We start from the raw sequence: 17,415 nt of genomic DNA, 5'->3' as shown, positions 1-17,415 counted from the left end.
CGGCGTCGGCGAAGGTCATCTGCTTCATCGGAAAACTCAGCGGGTGGAATCCGGGTATTTTGCCAAAATCAGGAAGTCTTTTTCAGAGTTTCCCTAAGTAAATCCGCTATAAACCCATAGGCAGTGGAGTTGTTGCCTAACAAGTCATTCCAGCGGACTGCCTACGGCAGCCGCTGAATTCCAACGTTAGGTTATCCGAGCAAAAGTGACCCGCCCCTCATTCCTCAGTCACTGTGAATGTCCGCTTCTGGCCGTTAACTGCCTATCGATACCAACAGCTCGTAGGATGGGTTGAGCATCGCGATACCCATGCTGCTATCGGCCAAACACCTTGGCCCGCTTGTTTGCCTGATGGGTATCGCTTCACTCCACCCATCCTACGTCGGTGCACAAACCCGATTACGGGGTTAAGGCTAATTGGCTACTTTTCAGGTCGTTCCCACGTCGAGGCGTCGAACCGTCTGCTTGGGAATGCAGCCCTCGACGCTCCGGCGTCCACCTGAGTGCTCCTAGAACGCCGTAACGCGGAGCGTCAGAGACTTGCTGCCACGCTGGAACGAAGCTGCTATCGGCGCTAAGCGCCGACAGCACGACCCGCTCAACCGCTATGCCTCAACGCTGTTCCACTGCTTGCTCAGGCGTTTGTCGGAGACCGGCAGTTTAGTGCCCAGTTGCTGGGCGAAGAGTGACACGCGGTATTCCTCCAGCAGCCAGCGGTAGAGCGTCAGTTGTGGGTCGCGTTTGCCTTCCTGGTTGTGTTTGGCCAGGCGCGCTTGGTACTGCTCCCAATAGCCTGCCAGCTCACCGCTCCAGACGCGGTCGCGCTGCACCTGCGCGGCGATTTTGTCCAGACGTTGTTCGATGGCTTTGAGGTAGCGCGGCACTTCTTTAAGCCATTGCGCCGGGGTTTCGCGGACGAAACCGGGATACACCAGATTGCTCAGCTGCAACTTGATGTCGTTCAACGCCATGGCCTGGGCCAGGTCGATTTTGCCTTTGAAGCGCTTTTGCAGGCCGTGCCAGAGCTTGAGAATCTCCAGCGTCAGCTTGGCCAGGCGTTCGGCCTCCGCTGTCCAGTCGCTGCGCTTGCGTTCGGCCAGCGCGGCTAAACCTGCGCCGTCGCGCGGCAGCGGCTCAGCGCCTTCGAGGATGCAGCTGTCGAGACTGGCCAGCAGGATGTCTTCAACCAGCGCGTCAACGCGGCCCATGTCGCGATAGAGCAGCGCCAGTTCGGTCAGCCCCGGCAGTTTGCCGCGCAGGAACTTGGCTTGTTCAGCCAGTTGCTGCAAGAGCAAGCGTTGCAGGGCACGACGATGCTGAAACTCGGCTTCGGCCAAGGTTGGGAAGCGCCCTTCCTTGACCACGCCGCCCTCTTCCACCAGCGCCGGGTAGACAGTCATGGACAGGCCGGCGACCTGCTGCTGGGTTTTGGCCGCTACTTCGCTAAACGCCTTGGCCTCCACCGGCTGCTGGCTCTTGGCAGTTTTCGGCAAGGCCAACCCGGCTTGGGTGGCTTCGCTAAAGCGTGCGGTCAGCTCAGCCAGGTCGCGGCCTTCACCCAAGGGCTTGCCCTGGTTGTCGACCACTTCGATGTTCATGCGCAAATGGCCTTCAAGCTGCGCCGCAGACTCCGCCCAGGCTTCGCCGCTGACGCGCGCGCCAGTCATGCGCGTCAACTCGCGGCCCAGAGCTTCGGGCAGGCTTCCTTCGGCAAAGGTCAGTTTGCTCAGCGCCGCGCCGACAAAATCTGGCACCGGCACAAAGTTTTTGCGCAGGGCCTTGGGCAGGCCGCGCACCAGGGCCATGCATTTGGCTTCCAGCAGCCCCGGCACCAGCCATTCCAGACGCTCGGGCGGCAGTTGCGGCAATAGCGGCGCAGGCACGCGCAGGGTCACGCCGTCACGCGGGTGATTGGGCTCGAAGTGATAAGTGAGCGGCAGGCTCAATTCGCCCAGGCGCAGGGTGTCGGGGTACTGCGCGGCGGTGATTTCCTTGGCGTCGCGGGCCAGCACGTCTTCTTCGCGCATGATCAGCAGGTGCGGATCTTTTGCGCTCTCGCGCTTGTACCAACTGTCGAAACTGGCGCTCTGGTAGATGTCGGCTGGCAGACGCGCGGCGTAATAGGCAAACAGGGTTTCTTCATCGGCGAGGATGTCGCGGCGGCGCGCCTTGGCTTCCAGCTCGTCGAGTTTCTCCAGCAGTTCGCGGTTGGCCGTCAGGCATTTGGCGCGGGAGTTGATTTCCCCCGCCACCAGCCCTTCGCGGATAAACAGCTCACGCGAGGCCACCGGGTCAACCGGGCCAAAATGCACGGCGCGGCGACCGACCACGATCAGGCCATAGAGGCTGATTTGCTCGTAGGCCACCACCTGGCCGCGCTTCTTCTCCCAGTGCGGTTCGAGGTGGTTTTTCTTGATCAGGTGGCTGGCCAGCGGCTCGATCCAGTCCGGTTCAATTTTGGCAACCATGCGCGCAAACAGCTTGGTGGTTTCCACCAATTCAGCGGCCATCAGCCAGCTGGGTTTCTTGCGGCCGATCACCGAGGACGGATGCACCCAGAAGCGCCGCTGGCGTGCGCCAAGGTAGTCGCCGTCTTCGGTCTTTTGGCCGATCTGGCTGAGCAGGCCAGCGAGAATCGCCTTGTGCACGGCGGCGTAGCCTTTGGCCTGTTGGGCGGCCTGATCTTTTTCGGCCAGCTCTTTTTCTTTCTGCACAGCGGAGAGCTGGGGTGTGGCAGTCCGGCGATCATTTTCTGGGCTCGCAGGCTTAGTTGCCTGAGCGCCCGGATCGCCAGCAAGCTGGCTCCTACCCTTCGCGCTGTCGCCTGCAGACAGCTGTAAATCACGGCTAATCAGCACCAGCTGACGGTGCGCGTCGCGCCATTCGCGCAGGCGCAAATAATTCAGGAAGTTCTTCCGGCACCAACTGCGCAGTGCGCTGGAGCCGAGGGCCTGACGTTGTTCTTCGAAGCCGCGCCACAGGTTGATCAACGCAGCGAAGTCGGAATCGACATCCTTCCACTGCGCGTGGGCCTGGTCGGCGGCTTGCTGGCGGTCGGACGGGCGCTCGCGCACATCCTGTACCGAGAGCGCGCTGGCGATGATCAGGATTTCTTCCAGGCTGCCCTGCTTGGCACCTTCCAGCACCATGCGACCCAGGCGCGGGTCCACCGGCAGGCGCGCCAACTGGCGACCCAGCGGCGTGAGCTGACCTTCGCGGTTAACCGCCGAGAGTTCCTGCAATAGGTTGAAGCCGTCGCTGATGGCCTTGCCATCCGGCGGCTCAATAAACGGGAAGGCGTCGATCTCACCGAGGCGCAGATGGAGCATCTGCAAAATCACCGCCGCGAGGTTGGTACGTAGGATTTCCGGGTCGGTAAAGGCTGGGCGGCCGTTGAAATCTTCCTCGCTGAACAAGCGAATACAGATGCCCGGCTCGACCCGCCCACAACGGCCTTTACGCTGGTTGGCGCTGGCCTGGCTGATGGCCTCAATCGGCAAACGCTGCACTTTGGCGCGGTAGCTGTAGCGGCTGATCCGTGCCGTACCGCTGTCGATCACATAGCGGATGCCCGGCACGGTGAGCGAGGTTTCCGCGACGTTGGTGGCGAGCACTATTTTGCGCGCGCCCATGGGTGCAAAAATCTTCTGCTGCTCGGCCGGGGTCAGCCGCGCATACAGCGGCAGCACTTCGGTCAGGCGCAGGTTGGCTTTACGCAGCACTTCGGCGGCGTCGCGAATTTCGCGCTCGCCGGGCAGGAACACCAGCACATCGCCGGGGCGCTTGCCTTCGGCCTTTTCAAAGGCGCTGATTTCATCCAGCGTGGCGAGGATCGCCTGATCGACCGAGAGGTCTTCCTCAACGCGGTTGCCGTCTTCATCCTGCTCGGCGGCCAGCGGCCGGTACCAGGTGTCCACCGGGAAGGTACGGCCGGACACTTCAACAATCGGCGCGCCGTCAAAGTGCTCGGAGAAGCGCTGCAAATCTATGGTTGCCGAGGTGATGATCAGCTTGAGGTCAGGGCGGCGCACCAACAGGGTTTTCAGAAAGCCCAGCAGGAAGTCGATGTTCAGGCTGCGTTCGTGGGCTTCGTCGACGATGATCGTGTCGTACTTTTCCAGATAACGGTCGTGCTGGGTTTCCGCCAGCAGGATACCGTCGGTCATCAGTTTGATCAGGCTGCGTTCGTTGCTCTGGTCTTCGAAGCGCACTTGATAGCCGACCAGTTCGCCCAGCGGCGTGCCAATCTCCTCGGCAACCCTTGTGGCCACACTGCGCGCAGCCAGGCGGCGCGGCTGGGTGTGGCCGATCAGCCCGTGCACACCGCGGCCCAGCTCCAGGCAGATTTTCGGCAACTGGGTGGTTTTGCCCGAACCGGTTTCGCCGGCGATGACCACCACCTGATGCGCGGCGATGGCGGCTTTGATCTCGTCGCGCTTGGCGGCAATTGGCAGCGCGTCGTCGTAGCGCATGGTCGGCACGCTCAAACGTCGCGCCTCGACTTTGGCCTTGGAGGCCTCAAAGCGCTGCAGCCATTGCGCCAGCTTGGCTTGATCAACCGGCGTTTGCTTGCGCAGTTCCTGCAACTGGCGGCGCAGGCGATGACGGTCGCCCAGCAGGGTCTGGTCGAGGTTTTTCAACAGTTGATCAAAAGCAGGCGTGGCGTCGGTCATCGGGCAATCGCGAGGGGAATTTCAAAGCCGGTGATTGTCGCAGATTTGCCGGGTGAGGTCAGAACCCCATCAAGCCGATGGCCGCGACACACCGTGGGAGGCGCTTTAGCGGCGAGCTTTTTAGGTCTTTTGTCGCGGCTAAAGCCCCTCCCACGGACTCCGCCAGAGCCGAAAGCCCCTCTCACACGGGCAAAACGTCAGCACCAAAACAAAGGGCCGCTTAGAGCGGCCCTTTGCAGGTACTAATGGGATCAGCCGTGTTTGCGCCGACGCCACAGCCACAGCGCCAGCACACCGAGGGTGAGCACTAACGGCACCAGGGCAATGTTGAGGAACTTGAGCGTGCCGCCCAGCGCTTCGATGTCGGCATTGAGCTGGTAGCGCACGTCGCGCAGTTCCTTGCGGATAGCCAGCTTTTGCTGCACGAACTGCTGCACGGCGGCTTCCTGCTCGGGGGTCATTTCCAGTTCTTTGCCGGGCTCGTCGCTCTGCTGCAGGGCCGCGAGTTTTTGCTCGGTTTCGGCCAGTTGCGCTTGCAGGGTTTCCTCTTTCTCACGGAAACGCACTTCGGCTTCACGCTGGATGTCATCCACCACGTCGAACGGACGGGTAAAGCGACCGCGCGAACGCACGCTGATCAGCGCTTCGGAACCGGCCAGGTTGTCCAGGGCGTTGATCGCAAACCCGGCGTTGTCCGCCCACGGCTGCGGGATGCGCTGGCCGAAGAACTCCTGCACCTGCACCCACATGCGGTCGGTGAGCATGTCGGTGTCGGACACGACAATCACGTTGATGTTGTCCGCTTGCTTGAGGCCGTCTTTCTGCCCTTCGATGCCGTCCGGGAAGGCCGTTTGCGCCGGACCACTGATACGGGCGGCCAAGGTGTAGCGCTCGCCGGTCGGTTCCAGGTCGCGGATCAGCTCTTCCGGGTTGGCGAGCATGCCGAAACGCTTCACATCAAACGGCATGGCGTACGGCGAACTGCTGATCAACGGGATGAACTGCGTTTTTGCTCCTTCCAGCGGCTCCAGAATACCGGCGGTGGCCACCGTCAGGGTTTCCAGGGAGGCGGTGCTGACATCGTCGGCATCCAAGGCGTTTTTCGGCAGGGTTAACCACGCGGCATGCCGCACCGGACGCTGCCCCTCACCCATGCTGACCGACATGGCGTATGCGCCGTCGCCCAACACCTGATCCGGCACCATGCGCAGGCCCCAGGCTTTGAACAGTTCCGGCAGGTCGGAGGCTTTGTCGATGACCATCTCGCCGGGCATTTCGGCCTGGGTATCGGCCTCGCTGAACGGGTCGACAAAGGCCAACAACTTGCCGCCGCGTAGGACGAACTGGTCAATCGCGTACAGCGTCTGCTCAGGCAAATGCTTGGGGTGAATCAGCAGCAGCACCGAGACATTCTCGGGGATCAAATCGACATCGCGCTTGAGGCTTTCGATCTGGAACAGCTGACGAATCTCTTCGATCAGCATCCAGGCCGGTGTCGGCTGGCGTGCGGCCATGTCAAAGCCGCCATTGACCTGCAGGCCAGACAGCACGCCCACCACCGGGCGCTCAGGTTTGGCCAGGCTTTGCACCAGACGGCTGAGTTCGTACTCAAGGAACTCTTCCTGATCGAGGGCGAAGAACGGGATCACCTGGGTCTGACCTTCGGCATTTTTGCCGGCCAGGCCGAAGTAGATCGAGTCGCCACCCTGCTGCAGCGGAATGCCTTGCAGGCCAAACTCGGCGGCTTTGTCTTCATCCTCGGAGAACGGCGCGGGATCAATGATGTTCAGCTTGAGCTTACTGCCCGCTTCGCGCTGGTAGGCCTTGAGCATTTCTTCCACGCGCTTGGCGTAGGTGCGCAGGGCTGGCAGCTCTTGGGTGGCCGTGTCGGAGTAGAAGAAGTTCAGCTCCACCGGCTCATCCAGCTCAGCCAGAATCTGCTTGGTGCCGCTTGAGAGGGTGTAGAGCTTCTGCTCGGTCAAATCCAGACGCAGGCCACTGAGGCTCAGGCTGGAAAACAGGTTGAAGGCGAGAAACGCCAGGGCGATGAGCACAAGCCCGGCGCTGGAAACCATCAGCTTTTTCATGGGCGTCCTCAGTCAGCTTTCTTCAGGTCGATAACCACCGCCGTTGCAGCCAACCAGGCGGCAATCAGGGTGAGGAAATACAGCAGGTCGCGCAGGTCGATCACGCCCTTGCTGATCGCATCGAAACGGGTCAGGAAGCTCAGCGAGGCCACAGCGTCCACCAGCCATTGCGGTGCCCAGCCACTGAAACCGTCGAGCACCATGGGGAAGCCGCTGACGATAAAAAGGAAGCACACGCTGACGGCCAGGATAAAGGCGATCACCTGATTCTTGGCCAATGCCGACATGCACGAGCCAATGGCCAGATATGCCCCGGCCAGCAGCCAACTGCCGATGTAGCCGGTGATGATCGCGCCGTTGTCCGGCTCACCGAGGTAGTTGACGGTGATGATCATCGGGAAGGTCAGCAGCAGCGCCAAGCCGGCAAACACCCAAGCGGCGAGGAACTTGCCGGTTACCGCGTCAAAGCGGGTGATGGGCAGGGTCATCAGCAATTCAATGGTGCCGCTCTTGCGCTCTTCGGCCCACAGGCGCATGGCAATTGCCGGCACCAGGAACAGATAGAGCCAAGGATGGAAGTTGAAAAACGGCGACAGGTTGGCCTGGCCGCTCTCGAAGAAGCCACCGAGGTAGAAAGTGAACACCCCGGACAGCACCAGGAAGATCAGGATAAACACGTAGGCCAACGGCGTGGCGAAGTAGCTCGCCAACTCGCGCTTGAAGACCACCGACAACTGACTCATACCACCTCCCCACGGGTCAGACTGCGGAACACTTCATCCAGCCGCCCGCGCTCAACATTCAATTCACGCACCTTCCAACCGCGTTCGGCGATCAGCGCATTAACCTGCGGGAAGATCACCTCGCCCGGCTTAGCCAAAATGCTCAAGCTATGTTCCAGAGCGTTTTCTTCCACCCCGGCCACGCCCGGCAATGCCGCCAGCGCGGCTTGATCCAGCGCCTCATCGGCCACCAGGGTCACCGCTTGGTGATAGCGCGAACGGCTTTCCAGCTCCAGCGGCGTGCCATCGGCCAGCAGCTTGCCGTGGGCGATGACCACCGCACGGGTGCACACGGCCGAGACTTCTTCGAGGATGTGGGTGGAGATGATGACGATCTTGTCGTGCGCCAGGCTTTGGATCAGCTTGCGCACTTGGTGCTTCTGGTTCGGATCGAGGCCGTCGGTGGGCTCGTCGAGGATCAGCACTTTAGGGTCGTGCAGAATCGCCTGAGCCAGGCCAACGCGGCGCTTAAAGCCCTTGGACAGCGTCTCAATCGACTGATCAAGCACGGCTTCAAGCTCAACCTGCGCCACAGCCTTGGCTACACGTTCGTGCTTCTGCGCGCCTTTGAAGCCTCTGATCTCGGCAATAAATCCGAGGAAACCGCGCACGGTCATGTCGCCGTAGCACGGCGCACCTTCGGGCAGATAACCAATCTCGCGCTGGGCCTTGAGGGTGTCTTTCTGAATGTCAAAACCCAGGATGCTGGCCGTGCCGGCGCTGGGAGCCAGAAAGCCGGTGAGCATTTTCATGGTGGTGGATTTACCGGCACCGTTGGGGCCGAGAAAACCCAGCACTTCGCCGGGACGGACGCTGAAAGACAAATTGTCCACGGCGGTGTGCTGCGCAAAACGTTTGCTTAGATTTTTTATTTCGATCATGGCCTCTCACCATTGCGGTAACAGGCCCTGCTTGCAGCCGCTGCAGACGCAAGCCGGGCGCTTAAGTGCCGGCGGACTATAAGGAGTCACGCGCAGCCAGCGCAAGCCAAGAACCGGGAAGTCATGTATCCGTTCACTACAAGGTAGAAAAACGCCTGAAATCCGGGAGATACAGCGGCTATGAACCGAGCCTGCAGGCCTGTATCGAGCTTATTTGCCCAGCATGCGCGGCAGAATGTCCTGGCCTTGGCGGCGGTGGACCATCACCATCAGCGCATGGCCGACGATCAGCACCAGCATCAACCAGCCAGCCCAGCCATGGAACAGGTTAGCGGGCAGCATCAGCCATTCGATTTTCTCGCCGCTAAAACCCGGCATCAGTTGCAGGCCGAACACCGTGAGCTCACGGCCTGAGCCGTATTGGCGCAGCAAGGCAAAGAACGGCACACCGAGCATCAGCCCGTACAGCGCCAAATGCCCAAGTTTGGCCGCCATCCCCAGCGAGGCGGGGCGCTGTTTGAGGTTGAATAACGCCCACAGCAGGCGCAGCACAACCATCAACATCAGCAGCACGCCAGCAGCGCGGTGGGTGCCCCACATAAATTCATCCAGGGCGGATTCTTCCATCAGCACGCGCACCACGGTGGTGAGGAACTGCCAGCCCAGCACGAGCGCCATCGACCAATGCAAAGCTCGGGTGATCAGGCCGTAGCGTTTAGGGTTATCCAAGTATTGCGTGGTCATGCTGAGCATCTCTTATAAGTTATGTGAAAGGGTCAGGTTCAAGAGGCGGATGTTATTGGCATCCAAGCTCTCTGAGCATCTTTTTAAATTAGCGTTCAGTCGCGTCAAGAAAAGCCAGCAGCGCCGCGACGGTTGACGCCGGGTCTTCTTCCTGCGGCACATGGCCCAGCGAGTCGAATGTCATCAGTTGGCTGCCCGTGATGTCACGTTTGAAGCGCTCGGCGTTGTCCGGGGGAATCAGCTGGTCACGCATGCCCCACAGAATCAGGGTCGGCACCTTGATCTCGGCCATGCGCGTGTAAGCCTGTCCATCGTCGGCCTGGATAAACCGCTGGCGCAACGCCTCACGATTACCTGCACGCAGGGTTAGCTCGTAGTAACGATCAATCAGCGCGTCGCTGACCTGGCTTGGGTCGCCGTAGACGTTGCGAATACTTGAGCTGATCATGGCGCGCGGCAGCAGGTTATCCATCAACGGCGCCAGTGCAGGAATTTGCGCCAACCGAAAGCCGATGGGCACCGAGGTGGCATTGCGCGGGTATCCGGCGGCGTCCACCAGCACCAACTGGGTAACGCGCTGCGGGTGATCCAGCGCAAAGTGCCAGGCCAGTTGCCCACCAAAGCTGTTGCCGGCCAGCACGGCGCGCTCAACCTGCAGATGATCGAGCACCTTCGCCAGAAACGCGCTGTAGTGCGCCATGCGGTAATCGCCATCGGGGAATGGCCCGGTGAGGCCGAAACCCGGCAAGTCGAGGCTGATCACCCGGCGTTTAGTCTGCAACGCCGCCACCCAACCTTCCCAGGTGTGCAGACTGGCCGAGGTGCCGTGCAGCAGCACGATTGGCGCGGGATCATCGCGCAGACCTTGGTCGCGCAGGTGCACCAGCATGCCGTCGAGGGCGACAAACTGCGAAGGCGGCAACGCCCAGCGCGGCTTGAGTTCAGCCACCGGGCGATCCGGTGCCCAATTCCAGGCCACCGCGCCCACCCCACTGACCAGCACCAGCAACACCAGAGATACTGCGATCTGCGCAAGACGGTTCATGCTCGATTCCTTTTAACGAAGCCTTGCTCATACTAGCCAAGCTGCCTGCGCACGCAGACCAGACCAAGCGCTGGTTTTACGCGCCAACCTGCGGATATAAAAAAGCCCCGATGTGCCGGGGCTTGAGACGTGTTGCGCCGTTGTGCGGCGCAACACGGGTAAAGCGATCAATCAAACCAGGCTCATCAGCGCCTCACGGCTAAACGGCAGGATGTCCTGCTCGCGGCCATCACGCACTTTCACGGCCCAGTCCGGGTCCACCAGCAGCGCACGGCCGACGGCCACCAGGTCAAACTCCTGCTTGTTCAGACGCTCCAGCAGGTTTTCCAGGCTGGCGGGCTGCGCCACTTTGTCGGTGTTGACCATGAACTGGAGGAATTCGCCATCCAGGCCGACGCTGCCGACAGTGATGGTTGGCTTGCCGGTGAGTTTGCGCGTCCAACCGGCCAGGTTGAGGTCCGAGCCTTCGAACTCCGGCTCCCAGAAGCGGCGTGTCGAGCAGTGGAAGATATCCACGCCAGCATCCGACAGCGGCTTGAGGAAGGCACCCAGCGCTTCCGGGGTTTGCACCAGACGCGCGGTGTAATCCTGCTGCTTCCACTGCGAGAAGCGGAAGATGATCGGGAAGTCCGGGCCCACGGCAGCGCGCACAGCCTGGATCAGCTCGATGGCAAAGCGCGAGCGCTGGGCCAGATCACCGCCGTACTCATCCGTGCGCTGGTTGCTGCCTTCCCAGAAGAACTGATCAACCAGATAACCGTGAGCGCCGTGGATCTCCACGCCGTCCATGCCAATGGACTGGGCATCTTTGGCCGCTTGGGCGAAGGCGGCGATCACTTCGTTGATGTCGTCTTGGGTCATGCCGTGAACAACCACGGTGCCTTCTTTGATTTTTTCGCTTGGGCCGTAGCCTGGGACGCTGGCGTCCGGCTCGGTGCCGAGCTTGCGTACGTTACCCACGTGCCAGAGTTGCGGAACGATCTTGCCGCCTTCAGCGTGTACGGCGTCTACGACTTTCTTCCAGCCAGCCAGGGCGTCTTCGCCATAGAAACGTGGCACGTTCGGGTAGCCATTGGCGGCTTTGTGGCCGACGGTAGTGCCTTCGGTGACGATCAGGCCAACACCGGCAGCGGCGCGGCGACGGTAGTACTCAATGACCTTGCTGTTCGGCACGCCGCCCGGAGAGAAGGAACGGGTCATCGGCGCCATGACCACACGGGTCGGCAGCTCCAGGTTGCCCAGGGTAAAGGGTTGGAACAGCGCTTTAACGGGATCGGTCATCATCATTCCTCGGGGTGCGCGGAGCACCGCAATGGGTTAAGAACAGGGGAATCAGGCCTGCAGCAACCGCTGCAGGCGGTGGATAAAGTCGCTCAGGACGCGGGTGTTATTGGCCACCTTGAGCCGGGTCAGTGCGCCCTGCCAGGCGTTGGCGATAAAGCTCGCCAGGTTGCGGCAGTCTTCATCGGCCGCGAGTTCACCGGCGGCCTGCGCCTGCTCCAGACAGCGCTGGAGGATGTCCGCCGAGGTTTGCAAAATCACATCCACCTGTGCGCCCAAGGTTGGCGACAGTTCGGCCATCTCAAAACTCAAGCTGCCAATAAAGCAGTGGTATTCCAGACGCTCTTGGCGGGCGAAGTGCTCCACCAGTTCGGCGTAGTAACCAAGGATGCGCTCGCGTGGGCTGAGTGCCGGGTTGCTCAGGGCTTCGGCATAACGCGCCAGACGCGGCTGGTAGACATGCTGCAAGGCCTGCAGGGCGAAGTCTTCTTTGCTAGCAAAGTAGTGGTAGAAGGAGCCTTTCGGCACCCCCGCCGCCTGCACGATTTCCTGCACGCCGGCACCGTGATAACCGCGACGGGTCATCACCTCAGCGCCTTTGGCGAGGATCAGGTCACGCTTGTCGAGTCGAATGCTTGAGTTCATGCCGACAAGAATATGACCGGTCGTCTCGCCTCATCCACCACTATTGATTTGCGTGATTATCGGCAAAAAGTAGAGCGAGTTTCAGAAACAACAAAGCCGCGAACGGGTCGCGGCCTTTGGGGCTTAATCAGCGCTGCGCGCGCTGACTGAACGGTTAACCGCGAGCGGCTTTGATCACGTCAATGTAGGGCTCGGCAAAACGTTGGTCCTGAATCAGTGCGACAAAATCATTGCCTTGGGCGTCTTTGGCATTCAGGTCGTACCCGGCTTCGACAAAGAAGCCGACAAAGCGCTCGAAGTCATCAATGCGCAGGCCACGGTAGGCCTTAACCAGCTTGTGCAGCGACGGCGGCGTGGCATCGGCCGGCTCAACACTGAGGAACAGCTTGATCGGCTCGTCACCAATCTCATCGCCAATCACCTGTTTCTTGTCTTTACGCATCACTCACTCCAGCTAACCAGGCCACACGGGGCCGGCAGTGTACCTCTGCGGCGGGCAGCGGCTCAACGCATGCCACGTCGCTAACATGCTCACCGAACTCTGCCCAGCCGACTTAGGTCAAACCAGCCGACGCTGCACGAAGCCTATACTGCGCGCCAACTCACAGGAGTTTTTATGTCGGTGTCACTACCGCCCTTGTTTAGCGCCCTGCGGCAAACACTGCGCGCGGGGTACGGCTGGGGGCAGTTGCGCGGCGACCTCAGCGCTGGCCTGACAGTGGGCATTATTGCTATTCCGCTGGCCATGGCCCTGGCGATTGCTGTGGGCGTTGCGCCGCAGCATGGCCTCTACACCGTCCTTGTGGCCGGCAGCCTGACAGCCCTGTTTGGCGGCTCGCGGTTTAACGTCACCGGGCCAACTGCAGCATTTGTGGTGATTTTACTGCCCGTTACCCAGCAATTCGGCCTAGGTGGCTTGTTGCTCTGCACGCTGATGGCGGGGGGGATTCTGATCGTTCTGGGCCTGATGCGCGCCGGACGGCTGATCGAGTTCATCCCCTACCCGGTGACCCTTGGCTTTACCGCTGGCATCGGCATTGTGATCGCCACCTTGCAGATCAAGGACCTGCTCGGCTTGCAACTGGCCGGCCCGGCCAACAACTACCTCGAACAACTCAGCGGTTTGTGGCACGCCCTGCCCAGCCTGCAACTGGGCGATAGCCTGGTCGCCGTGGTATGCCTTGCAGTGCTGCTGATCTGGCCGCGCTGGGTGCCAAAAATACCGGGGCACTTGGTCGCGCTGGCGGTTGGCGCGCTGTTGGGCCTGCTGCTGGAAAACCTGCACATTCCGCTGGCCACCTTGGGTGAGCGCTTCAGCTACAGCCTCAACGGCGTTGAGCACCCCGGCATACCGCCGTTTCTGCCGGCCTTCGTCTGGCCGTGGCAATTACCCGGTGCCGATGGCCAACCGCTGGCAGTGAGCTTTGAGTTATTCCGCCAATTGCTCGCCCCGGCGTTTGCCATCGCCATGCTCGGTGCAATTGAGTCGCTGCTGTGCGCGGTGGTCGCCGATGGCATGACCGGCAGCAAGCACGACCCCAACGGCGAACTGATCGGCCAGGGTATCGGCAACATGATCGCGCCACTGTTCGGCGGCATTACCGCCACCGCAGCGATTGCCCGCAGCGCCGCCAATGTGCGCGCCGGCGCCTATTCCCCCGTTGCGGCAATCGTGCATGCGGGCGTGGTGCTGATCGCCATCGTGTTTCTTGCGCCGTTGTTCAGCTACCTGCCCATGGCCGCACTGGCCGCCCTGCTGTTGGTGGTGGCGTGGAACATGAGTGAGCCGCGCCACGTACAGCACACCTTGCGCATCGCCCCGCGCAGCGACGTGATGGTGCTGCTGACCTGCCTGATCCTCACGGTACTGTTCGACATGGTGCTGGCTGTGGGCGTCGGCCTGCTGCTGGCGGCTGGGGTGTTTATCAAACGCATGAGCGACCTGACCGACACCGCCGCGCTGCCGAAAGACTTTCATCAGGCCCTTAATGACTTGCCCGAGCATGTGTTGGCCTATGCAATTCGCGGCCCGCTGTTCTTTGGTGCTGCGGAAAAAGCCCTGAGCGTGCTGCGCCGCTTTACGCCTGGGGTGAAGGTGGTGATTGTCGATATCAGCGCAGTGCCGCTGCTGGACATGACCGCGATTGCCGCGCTGGACAACGTGCTGCGTGATTACCGCGCACAACAGGTGGGTTTGGTGCTGAGCGGGCCGACGCCAAGGGTGCGCCTGCAACTGCGCCGCGCGGGGATGGAGCAGGTGGACGGCCAACTGGCCTATGTCCGCGACCTGCCCCACGCCAAAGCCAAGGCGCTGCGCTGGCTGACGCCCAAGACCGATGCGGCATTAGAGGTCGTGTAACCTGGATGCAATCCGGGGCAATTTAGCGCCGTACAAGCCGCTCCCGGATTGCATCCGGGCTACATAGATTACGCGCGCATGCTCCATGGCCTTTGACGGTGGAAAACGCTGCGCGGCTTTCCACCCTACAGAGGCGCTACTTACATCCCTTTGACCGCGTAGATGCCCGGCGCATTGCGCCAGTAGCCCTTGTAATCCATGCCGTAGCCAAACACGTAGCGATCAACGCAGGGCATGCCGACGTAATCCGCCTTGAGGTCAGGTCGCGCCTTGCGGTCGTGGGTCTTGTCTACCAGCACGGCAATGCGCACGTTCTTGGCACCGGCGTGACGGCAAAAATCGATGATCGCGCCCAGGGTGTGACCTTCGTCGAGAATGTCGTCGATGATCAGCACGTCGCGGTCGATAAAGGAGATTTCCGGCTTGGCCTTCCAGAACAGCTCGCCGCCGCTGGTTTCATTGCGGTAGCGCGTGGCGTGCAGGTAGGACAGTTCCAACGGGAAGTTGAGCTTGGGCAGCAGTTTGCCGGAGAAGATCAGCCCGCCGTTCATTACGCAGAACACCACGGGGTTGCTCTCGGCCATCTCATTGTTAATGGCAGCCGCCATGGTATCGATAGCCATCTCGACCTCGGCATTGCTGTGCAGACAATCGGCTTCGGCCATTACTTGGCGGATATGCGCGAGATCGACGGACATGCTGTTTCCTCTTGAGAGCGGGACGCTGCAGCCAAAAGCTGATCAATGCGTCAAAATAAAAGCCGGCAAAGGTACGCATCTGCATGCAGCAGAGCAAGCCCCGCCAGACCAATTGCAAAAAATGCCTTGAAGCCCGGTTTATACCCGGCACTTTGCCTGCTTTTTGCCGACTTTAGGCCATTTTTGCCCAGCATTTGCTATGGCCAATGCTTTAATCTAACGCACTTTTTTCGCCTGTCCTGCTGGAGACTCTTGCCCATGCCCATCCACGAGATCCGCCACCCGCTGATCCGCCACAAACTCGGCCTGATGCGCCGCGCCGACATCAGCACGAAAAACTTCCGTGAGCTGGCCCAGGAAGTGGGTGCGCTGCTGACCTATGAGGCGACCAAGGATCTGCCCTTGGAAAACTGCGAGATCGAAGGCTGGTGCGGCACCGTGCAGGTGGAAAAAATCTCCGGCAAAAAAATCACCGTGGTGCCGATCCTACGTGCTGGCATTGGCATGCTCGAAGGCGTTCTCAGCTTGATTCCCGGTGCCAAGGTCAGCGCCGTGGGCGTGGCACGCAACGAAGAAACATTGCAAGCGCACACCTACCTGGAAAAGCTCGCCTCGGAAATTGACGAGCGCCTGGCCATGATCATCGACCCGATGCTCGCCACCGGCGGCTCGATGGTCGCCACCATCGACCTGCTGAAAAAAGCCGGCTGCAAAGAGATCCGCGCCATGGTGCTGGTCGCGGCGCCTGAGGGTATCAAGGTGGTCAACGACGCCCATCCTGACGTGATCATCTACACCGCTTCCATCGATCAGTGCCTGAACGAACACGGCTACATCATTCCCGGCCTCGGCGATGCCGGCGACAAAATCTTTGGCACCAAACAAAAAGAGGCCTGAGCCCCATGCAACCTGAATACAACGACCCCCTATGGCGCCAGGGCATTTCCGGCGCGCAAATGCTGTTTGTGGCCTTTGGCGCACTGGTGCTGATGCCGCTGATCACCGGCATGGACCCTAACGTAGCGCTGTTTACCGCCGGTATCGGCACGCTGTTGTTCCAACTGGTCACTGGCCGTCAGGTGCCGGTTTTCCTGGCCTCCAGCTTTGCCTTTATTGCGCCGATTCTGGCCGCCAAAGGTGAGTTTGGTTTGCCAGCGGTACTGGGCGGCATCGTCGCTTCGGGCTTGGTGTATATCCTGCTCAGCGCCGTGGTGAAGGTTAAGGGCGCAGGTTTTATCGACCGTCTATTGCCGCCCGTGGTGATTGCCCCGGTAATTATTTCCATCGGCCTGGCCCTGTCGCCCGTTGCCGTCAACATGGCCATGGGCAAGGCCGGTGACGGCAGCGCGCAACTGGTGCCGTATGAAATTGCCCTGCTGATTTCCATGTCGGCGCTGATCACCACTGTGCTGGTCGCAGCCATGGGCCGTGGCCTGCTGCGCCTGCTGCCGATTCTTGCGGGCATCACCGTCGGTTGCGTTGTAGCGGCGTTCTGCGGCGTGATCGACACCAGCAATATCGCCGCCGCACCCTGGCTGGCCATCCCTGCTTTTGTTGCCCCTGAACTGCACTGGGGCGCGATTCTGTACATCGTACCGGTCGCCCTAGCACCGGCCATCGAACACATCGGCGGGGTTGTCGCCATCGGCAGCGTGACCGGGAAAGACTTCGTGAAAAAACCCGGCCTGCACCGCACCCTGCTCGGCGATGGCTTGGCCACCTCGGCCGCTGGCCTGTTTGGCGGCCCGCCCAACACTACGTACGCGGAAGTGACCGGCGCGGTGATGCTGACCAAAAACTACAATCCGAAAATCATGACCTGGGCCGCGTGCTTTGCCATCGCCCTGGCCTTTATCGGCAAGTTCGGCGTGGCCCTGCAAAGCATTCCAGTGCCGGTAATGGGTGGCATTTTGTGCCTGCTGTTTGGCTCTATTGCGGTGGTCGGTCTGAACACCCTGATCCGCCATCAGGTCGATCTGTCCGAGGCGCGCAACCTGATTATTGTCTCGGTTACGCTGGTGTTCGGCATCGGCGGCATGGTCATCGGCAATGGCGATTTCGCCCTGTCCGGCATTTCCCTGTGCGCCATTTGCGCCTTAGTGCTCAACCTGGTTCTGCCAGGCGGGCAAGGCTGGAACAAGAAAACCGTTTTGGAAGATCCAGACCTGTAAATCGCGCCCACAAAAAAGCCCCGCAGATGCGGGGCTTTTTATTGCCGCT

General features: G+C 60.8%; 13 protein-coding genes. 3 read left to right on the top strand and 10 right to left on the bottom strand.

The annotated features are described in order from the left end of the window. Positions 1 to 605 precede the first annotated feature (605 nt). The 9 genes from hrpA to AUK77_RS11445 form a co-directional block, all read right to left on the bottom strand. Positions 606 to 4,673, bottom strand: a complete 4,068-nt coding sequence (gene hrpA / locus AUK77_RS11485; RefSeq protein ID WP_296129738.1) for an ATP-dependent RNA helicase HrpA — start codon at positions 4,671 to 4,673, stop codon at positions 606 to 608. Between the two features lie 251 nt (positions 4,674 to 4,924). Beyond that, positions 4,925 to 6,760 (bottom strand): Gldg family protein, encoded by a 1,836-nt coding sequence (locus AUK77_RS11480; protein WP_296129736.1) that lies wholly within the window; start codon positions 6,758 to 6,760, stop codon positions 4,925 to 4,927. An 8-nt stretch (positions 6,761 to 6,768) separates the two neighbouring features. Next, on the bottom strand, positions 6,769 to 7,503 hold the full coding sequence (locus AUK77_RS11475) for an ABC transporter permease subunit (protein ID WP_296129732.1): 735 nt from the start codon (positions 7,501 to 7,503) through the stop codon (positions 6,769 to 6,771). Then, positions 7,500 to 8,423 carry an ABC transporter ATP-binding protein gene (locus tag AUK77_RS11470; RefSeq protein ID WP_296129730.1) on the bottom strand — a complete coding sequence of 308 codons (924 nt, stop codon included), beginning with the start codon at positions 8,421 to 8,423 and terminating at the stop codon, positions 7,500 to 7,502. The genes AUK77_RS11475 and AUK77_RS11470 overlap by 4 nt, the downstream gene beginning before the upstream one ends. Before the next feature lie 210 nt (positions 8,424 to 8,633). Continuing rightward, positions 8,634 to 9,167, bottom strand: a complete 534-nt coding sequence (locus tag AUK77_RS11465; protein WP_296129728.1) for a cytochrome b — start codon at positions 9,165 to 9,167, stop codon at positions 8,634 to 8,636. A gap of 88 nt (positions 9,168 to 9,255) precedes the next feature. Beyond that, the gene (locus tag AUK77_RS11460) at positions 9,256 to 10,212 is read right to left on the bottom strand and encodes an alpha/beta fold hydrolase (RefSeq protein WP_296129726.1); all 957 of its coding nucleotides are present in this window, start codon (positions 10,210 to 10,212) and stop codon (positions 9,256 to 9,258) included. Between the two features lie 171 nt (positions 10,213 to 10,383). Then, the gene (locus AUK77_RS11455) at positions 10,384 to 11,493 is read right to left on the bottom strand and encodes an NADH:flavin oxidoreductase (protein ID WP_296129724.1); all 1,110 of its coding nucleotides are present in this window, start codon (positions 11,491 to 11,493) and stop codon (positions 10,384 to 10,386) included. Between the two features lie 51 nt (positions 11,494 to 11,544). Beyond that, positions 11,545 to 12,138: a TetR/AcrR family transcriptional regulator gene (locus tag AUK77_RS11450; protein ID WP_296129721.1), complete on the bottom strand. Its 594-nt coding sequence runs from the start codon at positions 12,136 to 12,138 to the stop codon at positions 11,545 to 11,547. A 154-nt stretch (positions 12,139 to 12,292) separates the two neighbouring features. Then, positions 12,293 to 12,580, bottom strand: coding sequence for a PA4642 family protein (locus AUK77_RS11445; RefSeq protein WP_296129718.1), 288 nt, complete (start codon positions 12,578 to 12,580; stop codon positions 12,293 to 12,295). A 174-nt stretch (positions 12,581 to 12,754) separates the two neighbouring features. Between AUK77_RS11445 and dauA the strand changes: the two genes are divergently transcribed. Beyond that, positions 12,755 to 14,497, top strand: coding sequence for a C4-dicarboxylic acid transporter DauA (dauA, locus tag AUK77_RS11440; RefSeq protein ID WP_296129717.1), 1,743 nt, complete (start codon positions 12,755 to 12,757; stop codon positions 14,495 to 14,497). 140 nt (positions 14,498 to 14,637) lie between these two features. On the opposite strand, the gene AUK77_RS11435 is transcribed toward dauA, so the two are convergent. After that, complete coding sequence (locus AUK77_RS11435) at positions 14,638 to 15,195, bottom strand: hypoxanthine-guanine phosphoribosyltransferase (RefSeq protein WP_296129714.1); 558 nt, start codon at positions 15,193 to 15,195, stop codon at positions 14,638 to 14,640. A 258-nt stretch (positions 15,196 to 15,453) separates the two neighbouring features. On the opposite strand from AUK77_RS11435, the gene upp reads away from it, so the two are divergent. Continuing rightward, on the top strand, positions 15,454 to 16,092 hold the full coding sequence (upp, locus tag AUK77_RS11430; RefSeq protein ID WP_296129712.1) for a uracil phosphoribosyltransferase: 639 nt from the start codon (positions 15,454 to 15,456) through the stop codon (positions 16,090 to 16,092). A 5-nt stretch (positions 16,093 to 16,097) separates the two neighbouring features. Beyond that, positions 16,098 to 17,366 (top strand): uracil-xanthine permease family protein, encoded by a 1,269-nt coding sequence (locus AUK77_RS11425; RefSeq protein ID WP_296129709.1) that lies wholly within the window; start codon positions 16,098 to 16,100, stop codon positions 17,364 to 17,366. The last annotated feature ends 49 nt before the right edge of the window (positions 17,367 to 17,415 follow it).

This window comes from Pseudomonas sp. Ga0074129 (assembly GCA_001465025.1).
Lineage (GTDB): Bacteria > Pseudomonadota > Gammaproteobacteria > Pseudomonadales > Pseudomonadaceae > Aquipseudomonas.
Note: the sequence above shows the minus strand (reverse complement) of the source record. Positions and strands in the feature narration are given on the sequence as shown.